Raw genomic sequence first — 21,693 nt, 5'->3', positions numbered from 1 at the left:
CAGTGCGTGCGCGGGATGGCGGGTCCCGGTGAGTTTGAGCACCAGCGGGTGAACCTCCAGGCTCACCCGGTCAATCGATTCACCCGATAACTGTGGCAGCAGCGCCAGGCAGCCGTCGATGATCGGATGGATCACCACCCCACAGGGATAGGGCTTGTAGGACAGCTCGTCGAGTTCATAGCTCGCCCCGAGACTTTGCACCACGAGCGCGCTGTTCGAACCCGGCGCGAGTGTCGCCAACAGGCCGTTGGGATGCTCCAGTACCCGCTCAGGGCCGTCAAACCCCTGGCGGGCCAGCAGGGCCGATTCCAGGCCAGCCCGGGCACTGAGGGCTGGTACCAGACCGGCGGCCATGGTGGTGTGGGTGGCGCGCAGTCCACTCGCCTGCGAAGCCGCGGTGCCCATGGCCCACAGCGTGCGCTGGACATCGAGCCCCAGCACGCGCGCGCAGGCGGCCGCAGCGCCGATGCCCCCGGCGATGCCCGTCATGAACAAACCCAGGTGAGGCTGTGCGGGCGGACTGGTGAGCGCCAGGGCCACGCGGCAGGACACTTCGATGCCGATGCCCAGAGCGGTCAAGAACCCCTGGCCATCGACCTGGAGGCGAGTGTCGTGTTCGAGCAGGGCCGCCAGTGCCGCAGCGACCGGACCCGTGGGATGAATCACGCTGGCCAGGTGGGTGTCATCGAAGGTCTGAATGCTCGATTGCAGGCAGTTGACCAAGGCCGCGTGCAAGGGATCGAGCCGTACCCGCTGGCCGTGAACCGTGGCCGTGCGACGACCGCTGAACTCGTCGGCATGCGCGAGTGCATGCACGGACGCCGGGTCCTGGCTGGCCCCCAGCGTGCAGCCGACATAGTTGCTGAACGCACGGCGCGCCTGCTGCAGGGTCTGCGGCGGCAAGCACGCAAGGCCTTGGGCAAACTCGGCCAGCGCGCGGGTCGGGTCTTCACGCATCACGCAGCGCCGCCTCCTGGCGGTCGATGAAGCGGCGGGTGGCGGCGGCGGCCTCGTCCGGCGCGGTGGCGGCCACATGGAAAGAGTCGTTCGGGATGACCAGCAGTTCAGATTGGGGGATGGTGCTTTGCCAGGCCCGGGTGGACTCGAGGCCGGTCAGGTTCTGCGCCGCATTGTTCGGGTCGCCGGTGATCACCACCAGCGTGGGACAGGCAATTCGGGGCAGCACAGGTCGGATGTCGATCTGCTGAAGATGGTCCATGAAGCCCGCCTGGGTCGAGACCGGGGTTTGCTCCATCATCTGCGCCCACCACTCCTGGCCCTCGGCCGGCATCACAGTACCCAGCCGGGTCTTCATGGTGCGTCGCACCCAATGGCCCACACCATGCTCGTCGATCTCGCGCGATGAATAGTCGGGGTTGGCTGCCACCACGGGCGTGCCGAGCACCGACAGGCTGCGCAGCGGCTTCGGTTGCCGGCTGGCGAACTGCAAGGCCATCGTGCCGCCCACCTTGGCCGCAACCAGGTGGAACGATTCGATGCCCAGAGCCTGCGTCAGCGCCAGCAGATCGTCGCCCGGCTGGTCCAGGTCCCAGGGGTAGTGGCGCGGCATCGCGCTGGAGCGGCCGAAGCCTCGAATATCAAAACGCAGCACCCGGTAGTGGCGGGCCAGGTGGGGGATCCAGCCATACCAGGCGTCGCTGCTTTCGGCCACGCCGTGCATCAGCACGACCCAGGGCGCCTTCGTCCAGGGGTCGGTGAAATCATCGATGTGATACCAGGTCTGCAGATCCGGCGCGGTCTGGATGACGGGCATCAGTGCTTCTCCTGCCCCATGCCGCCCAGTTCCTCCATCAGGCGGAAGATCATGGTCATGTCGGAACGGGGGCCGAAGCGCCGCTCGGCCTGGGCCCACAACTGCGCCGCATTGCTCACCGCCAGGCTCGGGGTGTCCTCCGCCAGGGCCTCCTGCAGGTACAGCTGCAGGTCTTTGCCGCCGATTTCCATCGGACCGCCATAGTCGAAGGTGCGCGGCAGGATGGCGCGGGGGAATTTGTCGACCGTGGCCGAATTGCGGCCGGTGCTGGCGTTGATCACATCGATCATCGCCGCCGGATCGAGGCCGGCCTTCTGGCCCATGGCCACCGCCTCGCAGGCCACCACCAGCCCGACGATCGAGATGGCGTTGTTGGCAATCTTGCACACCTGGGCTTGCCCGGCGCGATCGCCCACCACGAAGATGTGGCTGGCCACCGCCTCGAGGCAGGGCCGCACGGCGGACACCAGCGCTTCGGGTCCGGCCACGATGGCCGACAAATCGCCGCTGACCGCTTTGGCCACCCCGCCGCTGATGGGGCAGTCGAGCAACTCGATGTCATCGCCACTGGCCTGGGCGATCTGGGTCAGCGCGCTGCGCCCGACGGTGGACATCTCCACCAGGACGCGGCAGGCCTTGCTCCCGCGCAGCTCACCAGCCACCGCAATGCTGATGTCAGGCCGCGGCAGGCAGAAAAAAACGATCTGCGCCTGGTCACCCACCTCGCGCGCCGAGGCGGCCGCGCGTGCGCCCCGGGACACCAGGGTCTGCACCGCGTCGGCCGCGATATCGAACACCACGAGCGGGTAGCCCGCTTGCGCGAGCCGGGCCGCCATCGGGCCGCCCATATGACCCAGCCCGATGAAGCCCAGCGTGGGCAAGGAGGCAGACGGCGCGTTCATGCTCAGTCGTCCAGCAGGATGCGACCGGCGCGGGTCAGCACTTGGCCGTCCACAGAAATTTCTGGGTAGCGGATCACACCCTCCAGGCGCAGCTTGGCGTGGCAGGTGCCACCCAGCACGATGGTGTCGCCCACGCCGATGTGCGAGGTGGCATACATCTTTTTGTCGGTGCGCATGGAGCCGGTGGGCACCACGTTCTTGTTCAGGCCGATCGACACTTCGGCGGGGCAGTTGTAGCTGCCGGTGTCGCCTGCGCGCTCGAGCAGCTGGCGCCAGATCTGGGCTTGGTAGCCACCCTCGATCTTCGTAACCATGCCTTTTTCGACGGTCAGGATCATGGGCTCTTTCAGGGAGCCGACCGAGTGAGCGGTCAGGTCAAAGACCACCCGCCCTTCGCCCGTGCCCTCGACCGGGCAGACATGCGCCTCGCCATCCGGGAAGGCGCAGCCGCCGCCCTTGCCCGGGTGCAGCGCCAGCGGCATACCGGCGATCGAGCGGCCCGGACGGCCCGTGATGTCGACCGTGAGGTCGGTGCCGTTCGGGCAGGTCACGCGGACCGTTTTGCCTTTGGAGTAAACCTCGGCGATCTTCAGCCCCAGGCGGTTCATGGCTTCGTAGTCGGCCCAGGCGGGACCGCCTGGCTTGAGCATGTCTACCGTCAGTTCTTCCATGAGGATGAACTTCTTGCCAGCGTCCACCAGGTCTTCGGTGATCTTGGCATGGGCCATCGCCGTGCTGGTGAGGTAGATCACCAGGTCGACCTTCGGATCCAGGGCGGCCTGCATGGCGGGCGAGGCCGGGTTGGCCGCATGGTGCGCACGCGGCGTCATGATGGTCACCACAGGCTCCATGTCCAGGCCGTTGGCGGCAGTCGCCAGGCCCTGCCACAGCAGCGGGTCCATCTGCGTGTCGGTCATGATCAGGATCGTGTCGCCGGCTTTGGCGTTGAGACGCAGCGGTGTCTGGAAGACCTTGGCGATTTCGATCAGCTTCTGGGACATGGTGACTCCTAGGAAAAATGAGGGGGTTATTTGGGTGCCGACAGGCCGGGCAGGTCCCGCGTGCGGTTGTATTCTTCGCGCGAACTGGTGGCGCCCACGTGCAGACCGCAGTCGATGATGACGTGGGTGCCGGTGCAGGCACTCGACATGGGCGAGCAGAAAAACAGGATCGGGGCGGCCACTTCCTCCGGCTGCACCCAGCGACCCAGGGGCACCTCACGCGGCACGCGCTCGAGGGTCTCTTGCGAGATCTTGGCCTTCATCTGTGGCGTGAGCACCGGGCCTGGCAGCACCGCATTGACGCGGATGTTGTCGGGCGCAAGCTCAAAGGCTGCATGGCGCGTGAGCCCCAGCACGCCGGCCTTGGAGGAGGTGTAGCTCACACCATTGTTCATCGACATGCGCAGGCCGGCCAGCGAAGCCACGGTGACGATGGCGCCGCCGCCGCGTGCGCGCAGCGCTGACGCGCCGGCCTTGATCGAATGGAAGGGGCCGGTGAGGTTCAGGTCCACGATCGCATGCCAGTCCTCCGGCGTCATCGTGGCCAGGGTCTGGCGCGATCCGCCGCCTGCCACGTTGACGATGAAGTCGACACCGCCGAAGGCGGCCTGGGTTTTCTCGATGGCGGCCGCAAAGGCGTCGTAGTCACGCACATCGAATCCGCCCGAGATCGTCTGCCCGCCCTCATCGGCGATATGCTGGGCGACGCGTTGCGCGCCGTCGGCATCGCGGTCAAACAGCGCGACCTGCACGCCCGCTTTCGCGAAGAGCCGCGCGGTGGCCGAGCCGATGCCGCCGGCTGCGCCGGTGACGAGCGCCACCTTGCCTTTGATTCCGTAATCCATCTTTACCTTTCAGCGGCGCGAAGCGCCAGAGCGCACCTGCACGCCGGCATCGGCCTCCAGATGACAAATGACACGGCTGTAGTCGGCGTCAAAGCCGCTGCGGTCCACGGCCGTCTGCCAGGCGGCCAAGGCCGCAGGCACCACCGATTGCGGTACGCCGGCGGCAGAGGCTTCTTGCAGGTAGAGCGACAGGTCCTTAAGCATCAAGCCCATGGGTCCGCCGTAGTCGAAGCTGCCTGGCAGGATGGCGCCGGGAAACTTGTCGATCGTTGCAGCATTGCGGCCCGAGCCGGCGTTGATGGCCGCCAGCAAGGTGTCGGCATCCAGACCGGCCTTGATGCCCACCACCGTGGCCTCGCAGGCAGCAACCATGCCGGCCGCGGAAATCGCGTTGTTCACCAGCTTGCACACCTGGGCCAGGCCTGGTACCGCACCGACATCAAAACGCTTGCCGGCAATCGTCTCGAGCAGGGGCAGCACACGGGCCATGGCGCTGGGGCTTGCCGCGTGCATCACCGACAGCGTGCCCGCTGCCGCCCCACGCGGGCCGCCGCTGACGGGGGCGTCGACCAATTCCACCCCCTGTGAAGCCAAAAGCGCAGCCACTGACCGCACGGCCGCGGGCCCGACAGTGGAAGTCTCCACCACCACCTTGAGGCATTGCCCGCCTTGGAGCGCCCCGACAACGGTGTGTGTGGCCTCAACAGAGGGCAGCGACATGAACACCACCGGTGTCGTGCGCGCGAGGGTGGCTAGGTCGGGCGCCACCTGCGCACCGGCTTGCTCCAGCGGACGGATTGCCTGCGGATTCAGGTCGTACACCATCAGTTTGTGACCTGCGGCCAGAAGGCGCTGTGCGATCGCTGCGCCCATTTGCCCTAAGCCGACAAAACCGATGATGTCCTCTTGCATGTTTCGTTAAACGGAATTAAGTTCTGATTGAAGGAATATTATCCGTGCCAAATTCAGGCTGTCAACGCGAGTAACCCATGACCACGACCCGATCCCCTGAGAGCGCCACATCTTCGGGAACCGTGGCCCGCATCGCCCTTTTGCTGCGGGTCCTGGCCGAAACCGAGGGCGATTCGAGTCTCAGTGAAGTTGCCGAGAGGATGAAGCTACCCGCCTCGACCATCCACCGCCTCTTGCACTTGCTCATGGCCGAAGGTTTTGTCGAGCGGGGGCAAACGCCGCGCACGTATCGGGCGGGCCTCGAGTTCCTGCGCGTCGGAGGCCTGGTGGCTTCGCGCACCGACCTTGTGACGGTGGCCCGCAAATTCATGCAGGGCGTGGTCGATGCGTGCGACGAGACCTGCGTGCTGTCTGTCTATGTGGCGCGCACCCGCCACGCCATGGTGACAAAGGTCATCTATGGCAGCCATCCCCTGCGTTACGAGGCAGCGCTTTATCAGCCCAGTTCGCTGGTGTGGGGCGCGACCGGGCGCGGCATCCTGGCCTTCCTGCCGGACGAAGTTCGCCAGGACATCATTGCGGCCGAGGGGCCCTCGCCGGCCGACTCGCGCAAGGCGGTCAAGCCCGTGCAGGTGGAGCGTGAGTTGGCTGCGATTCGCCAGCAAGGCTATGCACTCACCCGGGGCCAGAAAATCCCGGGCGCTGTCGGCATGGCCGCGCCAGTGTTTGATCGACAGGGCGCGGTGGCGGCGCTGTGCCTGACCATTCCCGAGGCGCGTTTTCAGGCTACCACCGAGGCCCGCCTCGCGCGCACCCTGTTGCAGCAAGCCGAGCAGTTCAGCACCGCGCTTGGCTGGCTCGGTGACGCCAGCACGCCCGCCTGGGCCGCCCCCTTGAAGGGTGCGCGCCGCTAGGGTTCAGGCCAGGGCAGCGTCCACCCAGCCGAGCAGCTGCTCGGCCAGCGCCGTTTCCTGCTCGGGCACGCACGCAAAGAGCTTCTCTCGCAGCTGCGCATCGTTCAGGGGAAGCTCGGCGTGGCCCCGTGCGAAGCGGATGGGGCCGCTGGAGAGCGTCCGGCCGTCTTTGAGTTGCACGGTCACCTCGTCATTCAAGGCAAACGAGGGCTCGAGCGGACAGCTCGTGTCCGTGGTGTGGGTGTGCACCCGCGGCATGAGTGCGGTCACCCGTGGGTCGACCATTGCCGCCTCCGACACTTCGCGCAGCCCGAGGTGCCCGTGTACCAGTGCGGTGGCCACGACGAACTCGAGGCTGAAGCGGGCCTCGGTCAAGCTGGCCGGCCTGTGGTGACGCAAGACCCCGGCGGTGGTGGCGCTGATCGTTGCATCAACCGACGCGATGTCTTCGATCTGCAGGCCGTGCGCCTGGCGCAGGTCCAGCACGCCGTCGGCCACGCGGTGTGCGGCGTAGCAGACCGGGTACTTCTTGATGCCGGGGCGCAGGCGTAGCAGGGTAGATTCAAAGTCCGCCTCGGGCGGCGATTGCAAATCGACATCCTGCGGGCCGACCAGGGCGGCCAGCAGGCCGGCCCGGCCATCGAGCGCGTCGGCTGACGCGTCCATGCCCAACTCGGCAAAGTCGGCGGCGACCATTCCCGCCTCCGCCGCCCGGCCAATGTGCAAGGGCTTGGTCATGGAGCCAAAGTTGGCCACCACGCCGCTGGCCAGGCTGGCGGCAATGCCCAGGGCATGGGCCGTCTGCGTGGGGTTCAAGCGGCGGGCGCTGGCGATTGCCGCCGCCACGGCCAGCGTGCCAAAAATCGCCGTGGGATGCCAGCCGCGCGCGTGCATGCTGCACTTCATGCGCCGCTGCAGATCGCCCCAGACCGCATAGCCCTTGGCATAGGCCTCGCACAGATCCGCACCCGACAAGCCCGTGCGCTCGTGTTCGGCGATCAGGGCTGGCACCAGCACCACGCTCGGGTGCCCTGCCAGGCCCACGTCGTCATAGTCCAGCGCATGGCCTGCCACGCCATTGACCAGCGCAGCCTGAGGGGCCGGCGCCCGGTGCGCGCCAAAAAGGAGGCGCGATGGACCTGATGGGGCGGGGTCACGCGTTGCCCACTGCAACACCTTGACCGTGGCCGGGTCATCGCGCCCGGCCAGGATGCAGGCCACGGTGTCGATGATGGCGGTGCGCACGATGCCCTTTAGCGCATCGGCTTCGCCAGCGGTGTAGCCCTCGTGCCATCGGCTGGCGCAGCGCTCGGCCAGGGACCGAGACAAAGAGCTCATTCGGGCTGCAGCCCCAGGTCGCGGACGATGGGTCCCCAGACGGCGTATTCACGCTGCACCATGGCGGCCACCTGCGGCCCCGTGGCCGACACGATGTCGTAGCCGGCCTTCTGGAAGGCCTCGCGCAGCGACGCATCGGCCAAGGCGCGCGTGTTGGCGGCTGCAAGCTTGGCCACCACATCGGCCGGCGTTGCCGCCGGCACGAACAGCGCGAAGCGAATGCTGGAATCGACGCCGCGATAACCCAGCTCGGCGACGCTGGGCACATTGGGCAGCAGTGCGGTGCGCTTTTCGGTCATCACCGCCAGCGCGCGAAGCTTGTTGCCTTGCAGCAGCGGCAACATGGAGCTCAGGCTGTAGGCCCCCAGGTCAGTCTGGTTGGCCAGCAGGTCATTCACTGCGGGGGCGGTGCCCTTGTAATTGATGTGCTGCAACTTGACGCCGGCAATCCGGGCCATCTGCTCCATGGCCAGGTGCTGGGGCGACCCTACGCCTGCGGTCCCGTAGTTCAAGGGCTTGTCCGGCCTTTCTTTGGCCTTGCGCACGAAGTCGTCGAGCGTTTGCAGCGGGCTGGCCGGATGGACCACGATCACATTGGCCGATTCCGCCACGGCACCGACGGCCTGCAGGTCCTTGAGCGGGTCATAGGTGAGCTTTTGGAAGATGTGCGGAAACATCCCGATGATCGTTCCCTGCATCAGCAGGGTGTAGCCATCGGCCACAGACTTGGAGACATGGTCGTTGCCGATATTGCCTGTGGCACCCGGGCGGTTGTCGATGACAACGGTTTGATTGAGCATCGGGCGAAGGCGTTCTCCCAGCATCCGCGCAAGCACATCGGTGCCGCCGCCAGGCGGGAAGGGCACCACCAGCCGTACGTTTCGGTTGGGGAAATCTGCCTGGGCCATGCCGGCCAGGGGAACGAGGGAGGCACCTAGGGCGATCAGGGCATCGCGGCGGTCAATGCGGGTCATGCGTCACACCTTTACTGTTGCGGAATACGGGCGGCTCGGACGAGGTCGGCCACGATCTTTTGCTGCTCGCCCACCAGGCGGCCGAAATCGGAATCGACCACCATGGCGGGGATCAAGCCACCTTGCATGAAGCGATCGCGGATCTCGGCTTGGCCCATCACGCTTTGCAAGGCGCGGTTGATCTGCATCACCACCTCGCGCGGCGTACCGGCGGGTGCGTAAAAACCGATCCAGGCGGGGAAGTCCAGGCCGTCAAAGCCGGCCTCTTGGCCGGTGGGCACATCGGGCATGAGCGGCGTGCGCTGCGGCGTGAGCACCGCCAGCGCCCGCAGCTTGCCGGCCTTGACCTGGGGCGCTGCGTTGGAGATGGAGTCGAACATCAGTTGCACCTGACCCGACAGCAGGTCGGTGGCGGCGGGCACAGCGCCTTTGTAGGGCACATGCAAAAGTTCGACCCCTGTGCGATAGGCAAACAGCTCACCGCTCAAATGCAAGATGGTGCCCAAGCCCGAGGAGGCGTAGGCCACCTTGCCGGGGTTGGCCTTGGCATAGGCCACCAACTGCGACAGCGACTGCACGGGCACCGAGGGGTGCACCACCACGGCGGTCGGGCCGTAGGCGGCCAGCGCCAGCGGCGCGAAGTCTTTCTGCGCGTCATAGGGCAGCTGCTTGCGCAGCGCCGGCGCGATCACGTGGGTAGATGCGGAGGTGACCAGCAGGGTGTAACCATCGGCGGGCGCGCGGGCGACTGCTTCTGCGCCGACAGCGCCCCCGGCGCCGGCCCGGCTCTCGACCACCACCGGTTGGCCCCAGGTCTCCTGCAGCTTTTGCGCCACCAGGCGACCAACCAGATCCACCGGAGAGCCGGGTGGAAACGGGTTGATCATTTTGACCGCGCGCGTGGGGTAAGCCCCTTGCGACCACACAGGCCCGCACAGGGCACCTGCGGCAAGCGCTGCGAGATTTCTCCGGCTGATGTTCATGGTTCGAGCTCCTGTGCAATACGAAGGCTTGACCGTAAACATCCTACAGCGTTCTGTTAATCGGTCGAATATTCCGATTAGTGGAGTTTTGTGAGCCAGGCCCACCGGCCATGTCACGCGGCCCCAGCAGTCTCTTGATCGCATCTCCAGCCCGATCGACGGCCAAATAGAGCAGCCAGCCAAGCAGCATCGCGGCCGCATCAGCAGTGTCAGAAGTGGAGCGGGAATAAAAAGCGGGTACCGTGAACTCGAACCACAGCGTTGCGGCGAGTGTGACGGCCAAGGTGATGGCCACCTTGTTGAGCCAAGTGTGGAACCGAATCGACGGGAACAGATCGGTCACAGCCAGCATCACGGGCATCACCAGCATGCTCGGAAGAGACGAACGCCAGAAGCCTTCTGGCAACGCAAGCCTCACCCAGTGGAAGGCGACATAAACCAGCAGGCAAACGGCCAGCAAGATGATCTTGGCCCACTGCTCCCGGGAAAGATGCTGATCCCTCACGTGTCTCAGAACATCCAAATCACGATGCCGAGCAAAATGAGTATTACCAAGAACTTGATACATCCGTCCATTCAATGTCTCCTTAGGGCCAATCGGAGCCGCCATAGGGCCTTCGGCAACGCAGTATTCGCAGCAGCCCCTTGGTACCTCCTCGAAAGAGGCCGTACTTTTGAAGCGACAAAATCATGTAGTCCGAGCAGCAGGGGCTGTAGAGACATTGCCGCCTCACCCAATTAGGTGCCGTCCGCTGGTAGATGCGCACCAGCCCAGCCGTCATGCGAACAAATTGAGCCTCAACGTCCATCCGACATTCCAGTTGCCCATGGTTAGGGCAAGGGGCGATTAGCGAGCGCCGACCTCGTTTCGGGTTTGGCCGAAAAAGTCAAAACGACTATGAAGTGTACTCTGACGCCTTTGATCGAATCAGGCAAAGAAAACCCCCGCTGTCCTTCAACAACGGGGCTTTGTTTGGCGGCGCTTCACGGATTCGAACCGCGGACCTCTAGATGCCCGCAGGCCATGCGGGCACGTCACCCCTTGGCAGCTTCACGCAGTTTTTCGGTCAGCCAGACCTTCATCAATGACTGGTAAGGAACATCCAGCTTATTGGCCTGTTGCCGAATGCCATCGAGCAGGCTGTCGGAGAGCCTGATCGAGATGCTGGTCGTGGACGGCTTGAGGTTCTTGAACGTGACAGCAGACGTTTTTGCGGGGTCAAAGAACTGGGTCGCGTCGTTGTCCTTGGACTCCCAGAACTCACGCTCTTTAGCCTCTGAGCGGAACGTCGGTGCCGTCTTGGTTTTACTGGGGAGCTTGTTCATACAACAGCCTTTCCTTGCGATGCTGATCGCGGGCGGAAATCACCCGTATTAGCGTTTCACCTTGACGAAGTGTGAAGATCAGGGTCAGCGCCCTGGCCTGGCTTGTCTTGCCCAGCGCCAGATAGCGTCGCTCCTCATCGCTGTGCTTGTCATCAGCGCTGAGCAGCAGCGGCTGATTGAAGAATATTTCTTCAGCCCCAACCTGAGTCACGCCGTGCTTGACCTCACTCTTTCGCTGGTTCCCCGCGTCCCACTCGAAGCCGACAACGGAGTCGAAGTCAATCATGGATGTATGTTATGAACATATACGCGTTTGGTCAATCCGCGACACTACCGGGCCGCGAGACGCGCAAAGAAAAACCCCGCTGCTTTGCCAGCAGCGGGGTCTTATTTGGTGGCGCTTCACGGATTCGAACCGCGGACCTGTGGATTATGATTCCATCGCTCTAACCGACTGAGCTAAAGCGCCGAAGGCGCGAATTATAACGGCTTCTCCAACCCCAGCGGGCCTCTTGGGCGCTCATCGAGGCGCAGGCCCACAGGGGCAGGGGCTGCCACAAGGAGACCCCATGTCGCTCGCTCGCCGTCACGTCCTTGCCGCCGCCAGCGGCCTGCTTCTGTCCCCCTTGGCACGCGCCCAGGCTCACCACGGCCATCATGGCCACCACGGGCCGGCTTTGCCGTCCGCCGCGCCGGCGGCCGACCCGTTTGCCCGCCTTCAGGGCGGCGTGCCGCACCACCTGACCGCCGATCAGACCGCGCAGCGCTCGGTGGCCAGTTCTGCGCCAGCAGGTGCCCCGGGTCGCTGGGTCACACGCGCGTCGCTGCCCATTGCCCGCAGCGAGATGGCCTGGGCCGCCGAATGGGCCGGCCGCCTGCATGTGATTGGCGGCTATGGCGAGGGCCGGGTCGATCGGGCCTACCACCATATCTACGACCCGCGTGACGACCGCTGGTACCTGGGCGCGTCGCTGCCGCGTGGCGCCAACCATGTGGCCGTGGCCGCACTGGCCGGACGCATCTACGCCTTCGGTGGCTTCCTCGACCAAAACCGCAACCCGGACAGTCTGGCCTTTGCCTATGACGTGGCCAGTGACCGTTGGACCGCGGTGGCGCCGCTGCCGCGCCCGCGCGGCGCGGGGGCTGCGGTCGCCCTGGGGGGCAAGGTCCATTTGATTGGCGGCGCGTCGGCACCGACGGAGGAGCGCGCCAGCGTCGGCTGGCACGAGGTCTACGACCCCCAAGCCGACAGTTGGAGCCGGCGCAAGGCCCTGCCCGGCGCGCGTGACCATGTGGGCTGCGTCGCCCACCAGGGGCGTATTCATGTGGTGGGCGGGCGCTTCAACACCTTTGAGTACAACACCGGTTTGCACCATGTCTACCTGCCGGACCGCGACACCTGGGAGTTGCGCGCGCCGCTGCCCACGCCGCGCTCGGGCCATGGCCTGGTGATCTACCGCGACCGGCTTTTTGCCATGGGCGGGGAGGGCGGCATCATCAACCGCCCGGGCCAGCAAACGGTGTTTGGCCAGATGGAAAGCTATGACGCGGCAAGCGACAGCTGGCTGTCGCACGCGCCCATGCCCATTCCGAGGCATGCGGTGGGCGCGGTGACGATTGGCGACTGGGTCTACGTGGCCGGCGGCGGCGCCGTCCTGGGCGGAGGCGTGCAGTCGGCGGTGCACGAGGCCTTCACACTCGCGCCAGCCTGAGCCCGCTCGCTCAGGTCCCCTGAATGAGTCGCTCGCACAAGGAAACCAGGGCCTCGGGCACCTCGGCGTCCGGCATCGCCTGCCCATAGGCGGCCAGAACGGCTTGCCGGTCGCCGGCGCGGGTCATGAGGCGATACATCGCGCCCACCATCCAATACTTGCGCTGTTGCAGGTAGGTCATTTGCAGGTCAACGAACGCTTTCGAAAGGCAGGTGCGCGCCGGGAGGCTGTCCGCGATGACCAGCACTTGGCCCTCGTCCAGGTGCCGCCACAGGTTGAACAGGCCGTGAAAGCCGAAGGTCGACCGCTGTGGCTCGCCGTTTTCGTAGGCGAAACGCTCGGCCACTTCGGCCGGCGCGAAGCGGATGCCGTGGGCCTGCTCCAGGTAAGGGCGGTTGCGGCGGCAGATCAGGTCATCCTCGGGCGCGTCCGCGTGCACAAATCCCGGGCTGGCCAGCGCCTCCAGCAGCCGCCGTGAGCGCAGCGAGAAGCCGCCGTTGCCCACGTCGCTGCCTGTGGGGTGCCAGGGCCAGCGTGCGCCGATGTAGTCGAAGTCAAGGAAACAAGATCGCCATTGGCTGGCGTCCAGCACAAAGCCATCCCACTGCACAACCAGCACATAGGGGGTGCGCACATGCTCGATCAGTTGCCCAAGCATGAAGGCGTTGTAGTCGGCGATGGAGCGCAGAGGGTCGATGCGTGTCCAGCGCGCCTGGGTTGGCGCGGCTTCATGCGACAGCAGCAGGGCCTCGCCGAAGTCGCACTGAGCGAGGCAGCGGTCGAGGGCCTGCCCCGCCAGTGCAGGGGTAACGCAGTCGGCGGCGCAAAGTGTGACCTGTGATAGATCTTGCATTAACGAAGCTACGCCACTCACGCCTTTTGTAGGACGAAGGTCATGGAGTCCGCGTCGCTGAACACGTCGGCTCCGCACTGGCAGCGCAGGGCGCTGAAATCGAAGTCCCTCACATTGCAACGGTAACAGTAGTCCGGGAGTCGTGTGCGGCGATACAGGGCGATTTTCGATAACGTTGAGCCAAGATAGTGCACTTCTTCGGCGGCCAAGATCGAGTTGTTGGCGATCAGCGCGGCGCGCGTGTCATCGACGGGCAGGCCTAAACGCTGGTAATGGTGGATGGCCAATAGCGCATGAAGCGCATTGCCCCGCCCATCCCGAGTGGAACTGGGGTGGGAGGTGTGGATGTCCTCAAGAATGTAGAGACCCAGAGGCGCAAGTGCCTGAACCCCCTCAACAAGGGCCAGCACCTGGTGCTGCGGCTGGTGTGAGCCATCCTCGATGATCAGTTCGAAGGGGCGGGAGCCGAAGAAGCTTCGCAGTTGCTTTGGGTCGCCTTGGTCCAACTGGCTAAACGCAAAGCGGGAGTTCACGGGCCACTCCGGCTGCAAGGGCAATATGTCTGCGCCATGAATTTCGGCGTTCGGGAATCGCTCCAGCAGCCAGCGGATGGAGTTGCCCTTAAAGACCCCGACTTCAGCGACGTAACGGAAATCCCGCCCCAGAAAAAATGATTCGTAGAAGTCGGTGAACCCGTGCCAGAAAACTTTATCGCTGGTATTCATCAGGCTCATCGCGAATCTCCTGTGCTCAGGCTCAAAGCAAAGTCGCCTTGATCAGGCCAGGGTGGCGGCGCATCAGAGCCGCCAGGGTCGCCGGGTAGCTGTCCACATGGAAGAAGGCCCAAGCGTGGTCGGCGCGGTCGAAGGGGTCCAGGCCCAGGCGCAGACAGTTGGAAATTCGCTCAAAGTTTTTGATTTCCTGTGTATTGAGCTCCTGATGCGAGAAAGACTCAATTTTCCGAATGACCGCCTCTGCCCCGCCAAGGTAGGAGAAATGCCAACCCGCGTCGCTGGTCACCGGTAGCTGTGCGTCCACGCGCAGATCGTGGAGCGTGTGGGGCTGGGCCCGGAGAAGGCCGACCCGGGCAAACAAAGAATAAGTCCATAGTGAGTTCGCGGGACCGATGCCACGGCAGTTCATGAAGAAGTAGTGGAACTGCATGCCCAAGCGCCCCGCCTTCATCTGCATCGGGTAGGCCTTCAGCCAAGAGGCTAACTCCGGGGTCCAAATCTCGTCGACGTCCGAAAGAATCAGGATGTCCTCGTCCTTTGCGCAGGCCAGGCAGCTCGCAAGGTGGTTGCGCTGCCCTCGTTCTATCTGCCAAGGCGCCGAGCTGCCGTCAAATGTCGTGGGGCGGGTGAAGTCCAAGCCAGTGAGCTCGGGTTGGTAGGCGAGGAAGGTGATTTTGTCCCGCCAAGGTGAAAACTCCTGCTCTCGCTCCAGGAAGGTGTAGGGCTTGCGCTGGCCAGAGAAGGTGGTGTTGGCCTCGCAGATGACAAACTCGTCGACATGAGGGTAGAGCAATTCAAGCCGGATCTTCAGCAGCTCGATTTCATTGAAGAATATGAACGCGTCAATGATCCTCATGGGCACTAACTTAGCACGCTAAGGGCCAGGCGCGTACTTTTGTCGATGCGTCATTGCCGGCGGCCCGGTGATACCGTCAGCTTGCCCAGAGCGGCAGGCAATTGCAGCCTTAGCGGTTTTTGAACACTCCCGGCCGCTTGGCCATGAAGGCTTCCATGCCTTCCTTTTGATCCTCGGTGGCGAAGAGCGCCTGAAACAGCCGGCGCTCGTACATCACGCCGTCGGACAGGCCGCTTTCGAAGGCCCGGTTGACCGACTCCTTGGCCGCATAGGCAGCCAGGCGCGGCATACCTGCCACCAGCAGGGCGACCGCCAGGGTTTCTTCCATCAGCTTGTCGGCGGCGACCACGCGGCTCACCAGACCCGAGCGCTCGGCTTCGGTGGCGTCCATCATGCGGCCGGTGAGTGCCAGGTCCATGGCCTTGGCCTTGCCCACCGCGCGTGGCAGGCGTTGGGTGCCGCCAGCCCCAGGGATGATGCCCAGCTTGATCTCGGGCTGGCCGAACTTGGCGTTGTCGGCGGCGATGATGAAATCGCACATCATGGCCAATTCGCAGCCGCCGCCCAGGGCGAAGCCCGCTACCGCGGCGATGACTGGCTTGCGGATGCTGCGGATGGTTTCCCAGTTGCGGGTGATGAAGTCGCCACCATAGGCCTCAGAGAAACCGAGCTTGGCCATGGCGCCAATGTCGGCGCCGGCGGCAAAGGCCTTCTCGCTGCCTGTGATGACGATGCAGCCGATGGCGTCGTCGGCATCAAAGGCCTTAAGGGCGGCGCCGAGTTCGTCCATCAACTCGCCGTTCAGGGCGTTGAGTTGCTTGGGGCGGTTGAGGCGAACAAGGCCAACGCGCTCGGCCTCGGTGGATACCTCGATGCATTGGTAAGACATGCTTTCTCCTGGCGGTGAGCCGCTTGCGATGGGTGGGTGTGAATGGCGTCGGGGCACTATACCCAAGGGGCCGGGGCCAGATAGAGCCCGCGGAGGCCTCAGCGCTGCTCGATCGTTTCGACCAGCAGGTCGGCCCAGGCCTCCTCGCCGAAGCTGATCTTCAAACGTACCGGCAGGTACTGCAGGCGCGGTGCGAACCAGACTTCTGAGGCCAGGGTGCCGCGGGCATTGGTGAAGGGCCGGGGGGTGACCCGCACCGTGTCGAGATTGCCCAGGCGAGGGGTGCGCAGCATCTCGTGCGCGAAGATGTCGTAGGTCCAGGTGTCGACTGAGCCGGGCCGCACCAGCGGCAGGGTGAGGGTGCCGCCTGGAGCGGAAGTGGCTTGGCCGGTTCGCAAGCGGTGGCCGATTTCGATGAACTGGCTGGCCAGGTCCTGCACACCCGCAGGCCGCTCGAAGCTGCGGCCATCGTGCTGGATCACCTCCTTGTCGGTGAATCGGGTCAGGCGCCGGCGGCTGCCGCGGGTGTCTTCGAAGGCCTGCGGAATCAGGCCCTGCAGAGTGACCTGGCCCTGGCTGGTGTAGGCGGCATTGAAGAAGGGCGACACGGAGAGCTCAACGCGGGCCTGATAGAGGTCGCCCTGTCGCAACCACTGGACTTTGGCCGTGCCGTGCAGGGGACCGCCCCGAAACAGTCCGGAGAGTTTGTAGGTGATGCGGGTGTCGACCGGCCAGAGGCGCTCGAGCGGGTCGGCGCCAGCGACAGGGCCGGTGACGGCGGCGCTGCCCGTTGCGCTTGTTCCTGCCTGCGCGTTGTTGGCCGTAGCCCGACCGCCTGCCGAAGAGCCGCCATCACCACCCTGAGCGGCCGGTGCCCTCGCCGTGACAGGTGGGCCCGTTTCGATTTTTGCGGGAGGCGCGATCGGCGTAGCAGGTGCGACAGGTGTGGCAGGTGCGACAGGTGCAACAGGTGCGGCAGGTGTGGCAGGTGTGGCAGGTGTGGCAGGTGCGACAGTTGCAACAGGTGCGGTGCTTGCCATCACCGTGGCAGCCGCGACCGTAATCGGCGCCGTCACGACCGCCTGTGGGTTGACGCTGGTCTCGCTGGCCGCCGTCGGAGCGGGGGTCGGAGCGGACGTCTGCGCGGATGTCTGAGCAGGCGTCTCCGCCGCGATGACCAGCGTTGCAGTGATCGGCGGCGCCGGCTCGGCGGGCGGCGGTGTTGGTGTGGCGACCTCTGTCGGCGGGGGTTCTGGTGCCTGTGAAGGCGCAGGTGCGGGCTCAGGTGTGGGCTCAGGTGTGGGCTCAGGTGTCGAGGCAGGCGCAGGCGCAGGCGCAGAGGCCGGGCTCGCTGGCGCTGCGGCCACCAGGCTTGCCTCAGGCTTTACCGGGGCCGGCGCTGGCGCGGCCGGTGGGACGGCCACCACCTCCGGGTCCTTTTCCGACGGCGCCAGCACCCGCGTGAACAGGGGCTCGGGCAGGGCCTGCAAGCCGCTCAGGCCGGGCGCAAGGCGGGCCAGCCACTCGAGCGCGAGCAGGTGGCCCAGGAACACGACGAAGGTCAGGATGGCCAGCGTGATCGTCAGCGTGCGGACCATGCGCCTGGGCGTGCTGGCGATTCCGCGCCGCGCCAGCGCCTGCCGCCAGCCTAGTCCGGTGCTGCTTTCCTGGCCAGCTTCGGGTGGCTGGTTCAGTCTGTTCCCGCCAGCCATGCCCGAACCCGTGCCGATTCGCCCACCGACAGCCGCCAGGCCTGGGCGGCGGAGGCGGGTGGCATGGCCATTGCCAAACGCAGCAGCCGCCGGTCGCGCGCGACCAGTGCGATGAAGCGGCGCTGGGTGCCGAGGTAGAGGTGCAGGTCATCGAGCCGGTCCAGCCGCCAGCCTTGCACGCCCACCTCCGCGCCCAGCCACTCGTCACCAGCGGCCAGACCCGCCTGCTCGGCAGGGCCGCCACGCAGCACGGTCTTGATGCGGATGCTGCCGCCTGATTCGTCTGCGCGCAGGCCGAGGCGCTGCTGCATCGGCGCGGGATCCCGCCACACGGTGACACCGTGCTGTTGCAAAAGCTCCTGCAGTGGCAGTTCGCGGGTGCCATGCACCCAGGCCGCGATCTCGCGGGCGAAGCTGCGACCGCCCAGATCCTTGAGGGTGGCGGTCAAATCGGCCTCGGTCATGGGCCCGCCCTTGCAGCGGGCCCACAGCGCGCGCATCACCGCGTCCAGCGTGGTCTTGCCCTCGGCGCGCAGGGTGAGGTCGAGGCACAGCGCCACCAGCGATCCCTTGCTGTAGTAGCTGATGGTGGCGTTGGCGGTGTTCTCGTCGGGCCGGTAGTACTTGATCCAGGCGTCGTAGCTGGCCTGGGCCACCGACTGCACCGTCCGCCCTGGCGCTTGCAGCACCTGGTTGATGCTCTTGGCCAGCAGCCGCAGGTAGGCCGGGTCGTCGATCACGCCGGTGCGGCGCAGGAACAGGTCGTCGTAGTAACTGGTGAAGCCCTCGAAGAACCACAGCAGGCGGGTGTAGTTCTCCTGGGTGTAGTCGTAGCGGGTGAACTCGGCCGGCCGCAGCTGCTTGACGTTCCAGGTGTGGAAGTACTCGTGGCTGATGAGGCCCAGCAGGGTGGTGTAGCCCTCGGGCGTGCGCGTCTCACCCTGCCGCGGCAGATCGCGGCGCGAGGCAATGAGCGCGGTGGAGTTGCGGTGTTCCAGGCCGCCATAGCCCTCGTCCACCGCATTGAGCATGAACAGGTAGGTCTTGAAGGGCGCGGCTTTGCCGGCGCTTTTCCCCGCACTTTTCCCCGCTCCCTTGCCACGGCCCTTGCCGTGCCAGAAACCGATCTCGGCCTCGCAGATCGCGCGGGTGTGTTCGACCAGCCGCGCACCGTCGAAGGTCGGCGGCGCACCGGCCACCACGATGCGGTGGGGGATGCCGGCGGCCTCGAAGTGGCCGCTCCAGAGGCTGTCGGTCGGGCCCATTTCCACCGGGCAGTCCACGAGCTCGTCGTAGTCGGCGGCCAGGTAGCTGCCAAAGCCCCGTTTGTTCACCTTGTGTGGCGTGAGGCCGGTGGCTGCTTCCCAGGGCGTGGCCACGCCTGGCGGCGGCAGCAGCTCGAGGGCGTGGGCCTCCTGCTCCTGGCCATGCACCCGCAGGCACAGGCTGGTGCCGTTGAAAAAGCCGCGGCCTTCGTCTAGCCAAGAGGCGCGCACCGAGTTGTCGAAGGCGTAGACCTCGTAGCTCACGGTGAGCGGCGAGCCAGCTGCGCAGTCGGCCTGCCACTGGCACTTGCTCACTTGCTGCAGGGCGATGGCCTTGCCGTTCTGGCGCGCGCCCAGGCACTGCAGGTGACGCGAGAACTCACGCACCAGGTAGCTGCCGGGGATCCACACCGGCAGCGACAACTGCTGCGCCTCTGCGGGCGCAGCCAGGGTGAGGGTGACGCGCCAAAGGTGGGCGCGCAGGTCGGCGGGTTCGACCTGGTAATGCAGGGGAGCGATCAATGCAGGCGGTCCGTGAAGGTCATTTGATTTCGGCCAGCTTCTGTTCGAGCTGCTGGGCGCTGATGGCGCCTGGCACCCGGCTGCCGTCGGTGAAGACAAGGGTGGGTGTCCCGCTGATGCGCCACTTGCGGCCAAACTCGACGTTGCGTGAGAGCGCCGCGCTGTCGCAGCTGACCTTGGCAGGCAGCTGGTCGCGCACCATCCAGTCTTGCCAGGCACGGCCCTTGTCTTTGGCGCACCAGAGGTTGCGCGATTTCTCCAGCGAGTCCGGGCCCAGGATGGGGTACAGGAACACATGCAAGGTGATGTTGTCCACGCCCTGCAGGTCTTTCTCGAAGCGCTTGCAGTAGCCGCAGTTAGGGTCTTGGAAGACCGCCACCTTGCGTTTGCCGTTGCCGCGCACGATGGTGAAGGCGTCGGCCACTGGCAGGCTGGCAAAGTCGATGGCGCTCAATTTTTCCACGCGTTCCTCGGTGAGGTTGCGCTTGTTTTTCGTGTCGAGGATCTGGCCCTGGATCAGGTAGTTGCCCTGTGCGTCGGTGTAGAACAAGTCGAGGCCAATGCGGACCTCGAACAGGCCAGCGATGGGCGTTTTGCGAACCTCCTCGACCGCGCCCAGTTGGGGCAGGCGCTCGGTGATGGCCTTGCGAATTTGGGCCTCCTGGGCCCGGGCCGGGGTCGGGCCTAGCAGCGCCAGTAGCAAAAGTGGCAGCGTGAAGAGTGACAGGGCCCGCAGCGCGGTGGGCCAAGCGGCGAGGGGGAGGCGAAACAGTTTCATGGCAATCAATTTGTTGCGGGTTGAGGCGCTGGGCGGGCCTGGCGGTGCGTTGGCGCAGGCGCGACGCTTCACAGGCCGCCGGCGGCTTGCCGGGCGATCCAGTGTTTGAGTGGTCCACTGCGGTCGAAGCCGCGCATGCCCCAGTTGCGCACAAAGCGCCAGGCGGGGCCGGGCGGGGCAAACAGCCACTGCAGGCCGCCGGTGGTCCATTGCAGGGCCGCCACCTCGCCCTTGCGGGCGCGCTCGTAGCGGCGCAAAAGTTTTTCGTCGCCAAGCTTGCGCCAGTACTCGCGTGCCCGCAGCACCTGCACCAGCGTGCTGGCATCGGCCAGCCCGAGGTTGAGGCCCTGGCCCGCCAGGGGGTGGACGGTGTGGGCGGCGTCGCCCGCCAGGGCCCAGCCCGGGCCGCACCAACGCGAGGCCTCGGCGCGTTGCAAGGGCCAGCGGGCGCGCTCGGAGGTGAGGGTGATGCGTCCCAGCGTACCGCCGGTGGCGTCATGCAGCAGGTCTTCGAAAGCCTGCGCGGGCAGCGCCGTGAGTTCGGCGGCGCGCTCGGCCGGCACCGACCAGACCAGGGCCAGCGCATGGCCCGCCGCTGTTCCGGCACCCGGGTGATGGGCGCGATCTTCCGCCGCAGACACTGGGCTGGTCACCGGGCCACCCATGGGCAAAAGGGCCAGTATCTCGCCCGGGCGGAACCACTGGCGAGCAATCTGGTCGTGCGGCCGCTCGGCCCGCAGCTGGGCGGCGATCGCGTGCTGGTAATAGGGCTGTACGCGCCAGTCGACACCGAACTCGGCGCGGCTGGCGCTGGCCTTGCCTTCGCACACCACCGTGAGTGCCGCGGACTGGGGCTCGGCGAGGCGCTCGATCTGGGGTTGGTAGTGAAGGGCCTGGTCTAGCGCGCCGAGCAGGTCGGTGGCCTGGGCGATCCAGGCCAGGGGCCGGCCGCTGTGGGCGGGGCCCGCGCCTGCCTCTTGGCGCGCGCCAGCGGCGGTGTCGGCGAAGCGCACCTCGCCGCCTGCATCGCCGTAAACCGCCATGGACTGCACCGGTGTGGCCAGCGCCTCTGGCCAGGACCGCACCCGGTCCAGCAGCGCGCGGGAGCTGGCGTTGATGGCGTAGGCGCGCAGGTCGGCCTGCGCCGCGCTCACCGCCTCCGGCGACTCGACCAGGCCGACGCGCAGGCGTTCTTGCGCGAGCAGCAGGGCCAGCGTGCGGCCCACGATACCGCCGCCGCGGACACAGACATCCAAGGGCAAAGTCATCGGGCCATTGTAGGAGCCGGCACAATGGCGTGGCGCCACTGAAGGGTCTTTAGAGGGCTTTGGCCCTGCCTCTGGCGCACGTTTTTCCCGCCACCTGTTTTCGACCGCAGCGCTTGGGCCTGCCGCACAGAATTT

At 65.9% G+C, this 21,693-nt stretch carries 23 protein-coding genes and 1 tRNA gene; 2 read left to right on the top strand and 22 right to left on the bottom strand.

All coding sequences use genetic code 11. The annotated features are described in order from the left end of the window. The 6 genes from QE494_RS14635 to QE494_RS14610 all read right to left on the bottom strand — a co-directional run. On the bottom strand, positions 1–957 hold a 957-nt coding region (locus QE494_RS14635; RefSeq protein ID WP_300044351.1), incomplete at its 3' end, for an MmgE/PrpD family protein. Next, complete coding sequence (locus tag QE494_RS14630) at positions 950–1,774, bottom strand: alpha/beta fold hydrolase (protein ID WP_300044349.1); 825 nt, start codon at positions 1,772–1,774, stop codon at positions 950–952. The genes QE494_RS14635 and QE494_RS14630, both read right to left, overlap by 8 nt. Beyond that, a complete protein-coding gene (locus tag QE494_RS14625) occupies positions 1,774–2,676 on the bottom strand; it encodes an NAD(P)-dependent oxidoreductase (protein ID WP_300044348.1) in 903 nt (300 codons plus the stop codon). The genes QE494_RS14630 and QE494_RS14625 overlap by 1 nt, the downstream gene beginning before the upstream one ends. Before the next feature lie 2 nt (positions 2,677–2,678). Beyond that, positions 2,679–3,677, bottom strand: coding sequence for an aminopeptidase (locus tag QE494_RS14620; protein WP_300044347.1), 999 nt, complete (start codon positions 3,675–3,677; stop codon positions 2,679–2,681). A gap of 26 nt (positions 3,678–3,703) precedes the next feature. Further along, positions 3,704–4,522: an SDR family NAD(P)-dependent oxidoreductase gene (locus QE494_RS14615; RefSeq protein WP_300044345.1), complete on the bottom strand. Its 819-nt coding sequence runs from the start codon at positions 4,520–4,522 to the stop codon at positions 3,704–3,706. Between the two features lie 9 nt (positions 4,523–4,531). Then, on the bottom strand, positions 4,532–5,434 hold the full coding sequence (locus QE494_RS14610) for an NAD(P)-dependent oxidoreductase (protein ID WP_300044343.1): 903 nt from the start codon (positions 5,432–5,434) through the stop codon (positions 4,532–4,534). Positions 5,435–5,511: 77 nt separating this feature from the next. Here QE494_RS14610 and QE494_RS14605 point away from each other — a divergent pair, with 77 nt between their 5' ends. Beyond that, the gene (locus tag QE494_RS14605) at positions 5,512–6,348 is read left to right on the top strand and encodes an IclR family transcriptional regulator (protein WP_300044341.1); all 837 of its coding nucleotides are present in this window, start codon (positions 5,512–5,514) and stop codon (positions 6,346–6,348) included. 3 nt (positions 6,349–6,351) lie between these two features. Here the strand turns inward: QE494_RS14605 and QE494_RS14600 are convergent, their stop codons facing one another. From QE494_RS14600 to QE494_RS14570, 8 genes are all read right to left on the bottom strand, one after another. Next, complete coding sequence (locus QE494_RS14600) at positions 6,352–7,686, bottom strand: MmgE/PrpD family protein (RefSeq protein WP_300044339.1); 1,335 nt, start codon at positions 7,684–7,686, stop codon at positions 6,352–6,354. After that, positions 7,683–8,660, bottom strand: coding sequence for a tripartite tricarboxylate transporter substrate binding protein (locus QE494_RS14595; protein ID WP_300044337.1), 978 nt, complete (start codon positions 8,658–8,660; stop codon positions 7,683–7,685). Before QE494_RS14595 ends, QE494_RS14600 begins: the two co-directional genes overlap by 4 nt. Positions 8,661–8,671: 11 nt before the next feature. Then, positions 8,672–9,643, bottom strand: coding sequence for a tripartite tricarboxylate transporter substrate binding protein (locus QE494_RS14590; protein WP_300044336.1), 972 nt, complete (start codon positions 9,641–9,643; stop codon positions 8,672–8,674). A 43-nt stretch (positions 9,644–9,686) separates the two neighbouring features. Further along, positions 9,687–10,211 (bottom strand): hypothetical protein, encoded by a 525-nt coding sequence (locus QE494_RS14585; RefSeq protein ID WP_300044335.1) that lies wholly within the window; start codon positions 10,209–10,211, stop codon positions 9,687–9,689. Between the two features lie 19 nt (positions 10,212–10,230). Beyond that, positions 10,231–10,425, bottom strand: a complete 195-nt coding sequence (gene yidD / locus QE494_RS18535; protein ID WP_369289726.1) for a membrane protein insertion efficiency factor YidD — start codon at positions 10,423–10,425, stop codon at positions 10,231–10,233. A gap of 253 nt (positions 10,426–10,678) precedes the next feature. Beyond that, positions 10,679–10,969, bottom strand: a complete 291-nt coding sequence (locus tag QE494_RS14580; RefSeq protein ID WP_300044333.1) for a BrnA antitoxin family protein — start codon at positions 10,967–10,969, stop codon at positions 10,679–10,681. Beyond that, positions 10,950–11,255: a BrnT family toxin gene (locus tag QE494_RS14575; RefSeq protein WP_300044331.1), complete on the bottom strand. Its 306-nt coding sequence runs from the start codon at positions 11,253–11,255 to the stop codon at positions 10,950–10,952. The genes QE494_RS14580 and QE494_RS14575 overlap by 20 nt, the downstream gene beginning before the upstream one ends. A 106-nt stretch (positions 11,256–11,361) precedes the next feature. Continuing rightward, positions 11,362–11,438 (bottom strand) — tRNA-Met (locus QE494_RS14570). 100 nt (positions 11,439–11,538) lie between these two features. Here QE494_RS14570 and QE494_RS14565 point away from each other — a divergent pair. Beyond that, positions 11,539–12,681, top strand: a complete 1,143-nt coding sequence (locus tag QE494_RS14565; protein ID WP_300044329.1) for a galactose oxidase — start codon at positions 11,539–11,541, stop codon at positions 12,679–12,681. A 10-nt stretch (positions 12,682–12,691) separates the two neighbouring features. Here QE494_RS14565 and QE494_RS14560 read toward each other — a convergent pair whose 3' ends face one another. From QE494_RS14560 to QE494_RS14525, 8 genes are all read right to left on the bottom strand, one after another. Then, on the bottom strand, positions 12,692–13,534 hold the full coding sequence (locus tag QE494_RS14560; protein ID WP_300044326.1) for a DUF5672 family protein: 843 nt from the start codon (positions 13,532–13,534) through the stop codon (positions 12,692–12,694). Positions 13,535–13,551: 17 nt separating this feature from the next. Beyond that, complete coding sequence (locus QE494_RS14555) at positions 13,552–14,268, bottom strand: hypothetical protein (RefSeq protein WP_300044325.1); 717 nt, start codon at positions 14,266–14,268, stop codon at positions 13,552–13,554. A 22-nt stretch (positions 14,269–14,290) separates the two neighbouring features. Beyond that, positions 14,291–15,124, bottom strand: a complete 834-nt coding sequence (locus tag QE494_RS14550; protein WP_300044324.1) for a hypothetical protein — start codon at positions 15,122–15,124, stop codon at positions 14,291–14,293. A gap of 109 nt (positions 15,125–15,233) precedes the next feature. Then, the gene (locus QE494_RS14545; RefSeq protein WP_300044323.1) at positions 15,234–16,013 is read right to left on the bottom strand and encodes an enoyl-CoA hydratase; all 780 of its coding nucleotides are present in this window, start codon (positions 16,011–16,013) and stop codon (positions 15,234–15,236) included. 98 nt (positions 16,014–16,111) lie between these two features. Next, complete coding sequence (locus QE494_RS14540; RefSeq protein ID WP_300044322.1) at positions 16,112–17,611, bottom strand: DUF3108 domain-containing protein; 1,500 nt, start codon at positions 17,609–17,611, stop codon at positions 16,112–16,114. Positions 17,612–17,703: 92 nt separating this feature from the next. Then, positions 17,704–19,512, bottom strand: a complete 1,809-nt coding sequence (locus tag QE494_RS14535; RefSeq protein WP_300044320.1) for a M61 family metallopeptidase — start codon at positions 19,510–19,512, stop codon at positions 17,704–17,706. A gap of 19 nt (positions 19,513–19,531) precedes the next feature. Beyond that, complete coding sequence (locus QE494_RS14530; protein WP_300044319.1) at positions 19,532–20,290, bottom strand: DsbC family protein; 759 nt, start codon at positions 20,288–20,290, stop codon at positions 19,532–19,534. Positions 20,291–20,358: 68 nt separating this feature from the next. Next, positions 20,359–21,558 carry an FAD-dependent monooxygenase gene (locus QE494_RS14525; RefSeq protein WP_300044318.1) on the bottom strand — a complete coding sequence of 400 codons (1,200 nt, stop codon included), beginning with the start codon at positions 21,556–21,558 and terminating at the stop codon, positions 20,359–20,361. Positions 21,559–21,693 lie beyond the last annotated feature (135 nt).

The sequence above is a fragment of the Ramlibacter sp. genome, from assembly GCF_029866045.1.
Lineage (GTDB): Bacteria > Pseudomonadota > Gammaproteobacteria > Burkholderiales > Burkholderiaceae_C > Ramlibacter.
The sequence above is the reverse complement of the archived record's forward strand: the minus strand, read 5'-3'. Positions and strand labels throughout refer to the sequence as shown.

What these genes read in the sequence shown, in the direction of transcription:
- QE494_RS14585 (WP_300044335.1), bottom strand. Translation starts at nt 10,211, where the DNA reads ATGTATCAAGTTCTTGGTAATACTCATTTTGCTCGGCATCGTGATTTG.
- QE494_RS14625 (WP_300044348.1), bottom strand. Translation starts at nt 2,676, where the DNA reads ATGAACGCGCCGTCTGCCTCCTTGCCCACGCTGGGCTTCATCGGGCTG.
- QE494_RS14605 (WP_300044341.1), top strand. Translation starts at nt 5,512, where the DNA reads ATGACCACGACCCGATCCCCTGAGAGCGCCACATCTTCGGGAACCGTG.
- QE494_RS14630 (WP_300044349.1), bottom strand. Translation starts at nt 1,774, where the DNA reads ATGCCCGTCATCCAGACCGCGCCGGATCTGCAGACCTGGTATCACATC.
- QE494_RS14555 (WP_300044325.1), bottom strand. Translation starts at nt 14,268, where the DNA reads ATGAGCCTGATGAATACCAGCGATAAAGTTTTCTGGCACGGGTTCACC.
- yidD (WP_369289726.1), bottom strand. Translation starts at nt 10,425, where the DNA reads ATGACGGCTGGGCTGGTGCGCATCTACCAGCGGACGGCACCTAATTGG.
- QE494_RS14550 (WP_300044324.1), bottom strand. Translation starts at nt 15,124, where the DNA reads ATGAGGATCATTGACGCGTTCATATTCTTCAATGAAATCGAGCTGCTG.
- QE494_RS14530 (WP_300044319.1), bottom strand. Translation starts at nt 20,290, where the DNA reads ATGAAACTGTTTCGCCTCCCCCTCGCCGCTTGGCCCACCGCGCTGCGG.
- QE494_RS14590 (WP_300044336.1), bottom strand. Translation starts at nt 9,643, where the DNA reads ATGAACATCAGCCGGAGAAATCTCGCAGCGCTTGCCGCAGGTGCCCTG.
- QE494_RS14595 (WP_300044337.1), bottom strand. Translation starts at nt 8,660, where the DNA reads ATGACCCGCATTGACCGCCGCGATGCCCTGATCGCCCTAGGTGCCTCC.
- QE494_RS14565 (WP_300044329.1), top strand. Translation starts at nt 11,539, where the DNA reads ATGTCGCTCGCTCGCCGTCACGTCCTTGCCGCCGCCAGCGGCCTGCTT.
- QE494_RS14620 (WP_300044347.1), bottom strand. Translation starts at nt 3,677, where the DNA reads ATGTCCCAGAAGCTGATCGAAATCGCCAAGGTCTTCCAGACACCGCTG.
- QE494_RS14525 (WP_300044318.1), bottom strand. Translation starts at nt 21,558, where the DNA reads ATGACTTTGCCCTTGGATGTCTGTGTCCGCGGCGGCGGTATCGTGGGC.
- QE494_RS14610 (WP_300044343.1), bottom strand. Translation starts at nt 5,434, where the DNA reads ATGCAAGAGGACATCATCGGTTTTGTCGGCTTAGGGCAAATGGGCGCA.
- QE494_RS14615 (WP_300044345.1), bottom strand. Translation starts at nt 4,522, where the DNA reads ATGGATTACGGAATCAAAGGCAAGGTGGCGCTCGTCACCGGCGCAGCC.
- QE494_RS14600 (WP_300044339.1), bottom strand. Translation starts at nt 7,686, where the DNA reads ATGAGCTCTTTGTCTCGGTCCCTGGCCGAGCGCTGCGCCAGCCGATGG.
- QE494_RS14540 (WP_300044322.1), bottom strand. Translation starts at nt 17,611, where the DNA reads ATGGTCCGCACGCTGACGATCACGCTGGCCATCCTGACCTTCGTCGTG.
- QE494_RS14575 (WP_300044331.1), bottom strand. Translation starts at nt 11,255, where the DNA reads ATGATTGACTTCGACTCCGTTGTCGGCTTCGAGTGGGACGCGGGGAAC.
- QE494_RS14560 (WP_300044326.1), bottom strand. Translation starts at nt 13,534, where the DNA reads ATGCAAGATCTATCACAGGTCACACTTTGCGCCGCCGACTGCGTTACC.
- QE494_RS14580 (WP_300044333.1), bottom strand. Translation starts at nt 10,969, where the DNA reads ATGAACAAGCTCCCCAGTAAAACCAAGACGGCACCGACGTTCCGCTCA.
- QE494_RS14545 (WP_300044323.1), bottom strand. Translation starts at nt 16,013, where the DNA reads ATGTCTTACCAATGCATCGAGGTATCCACCGAGGCCGAGCGCGTTGGC.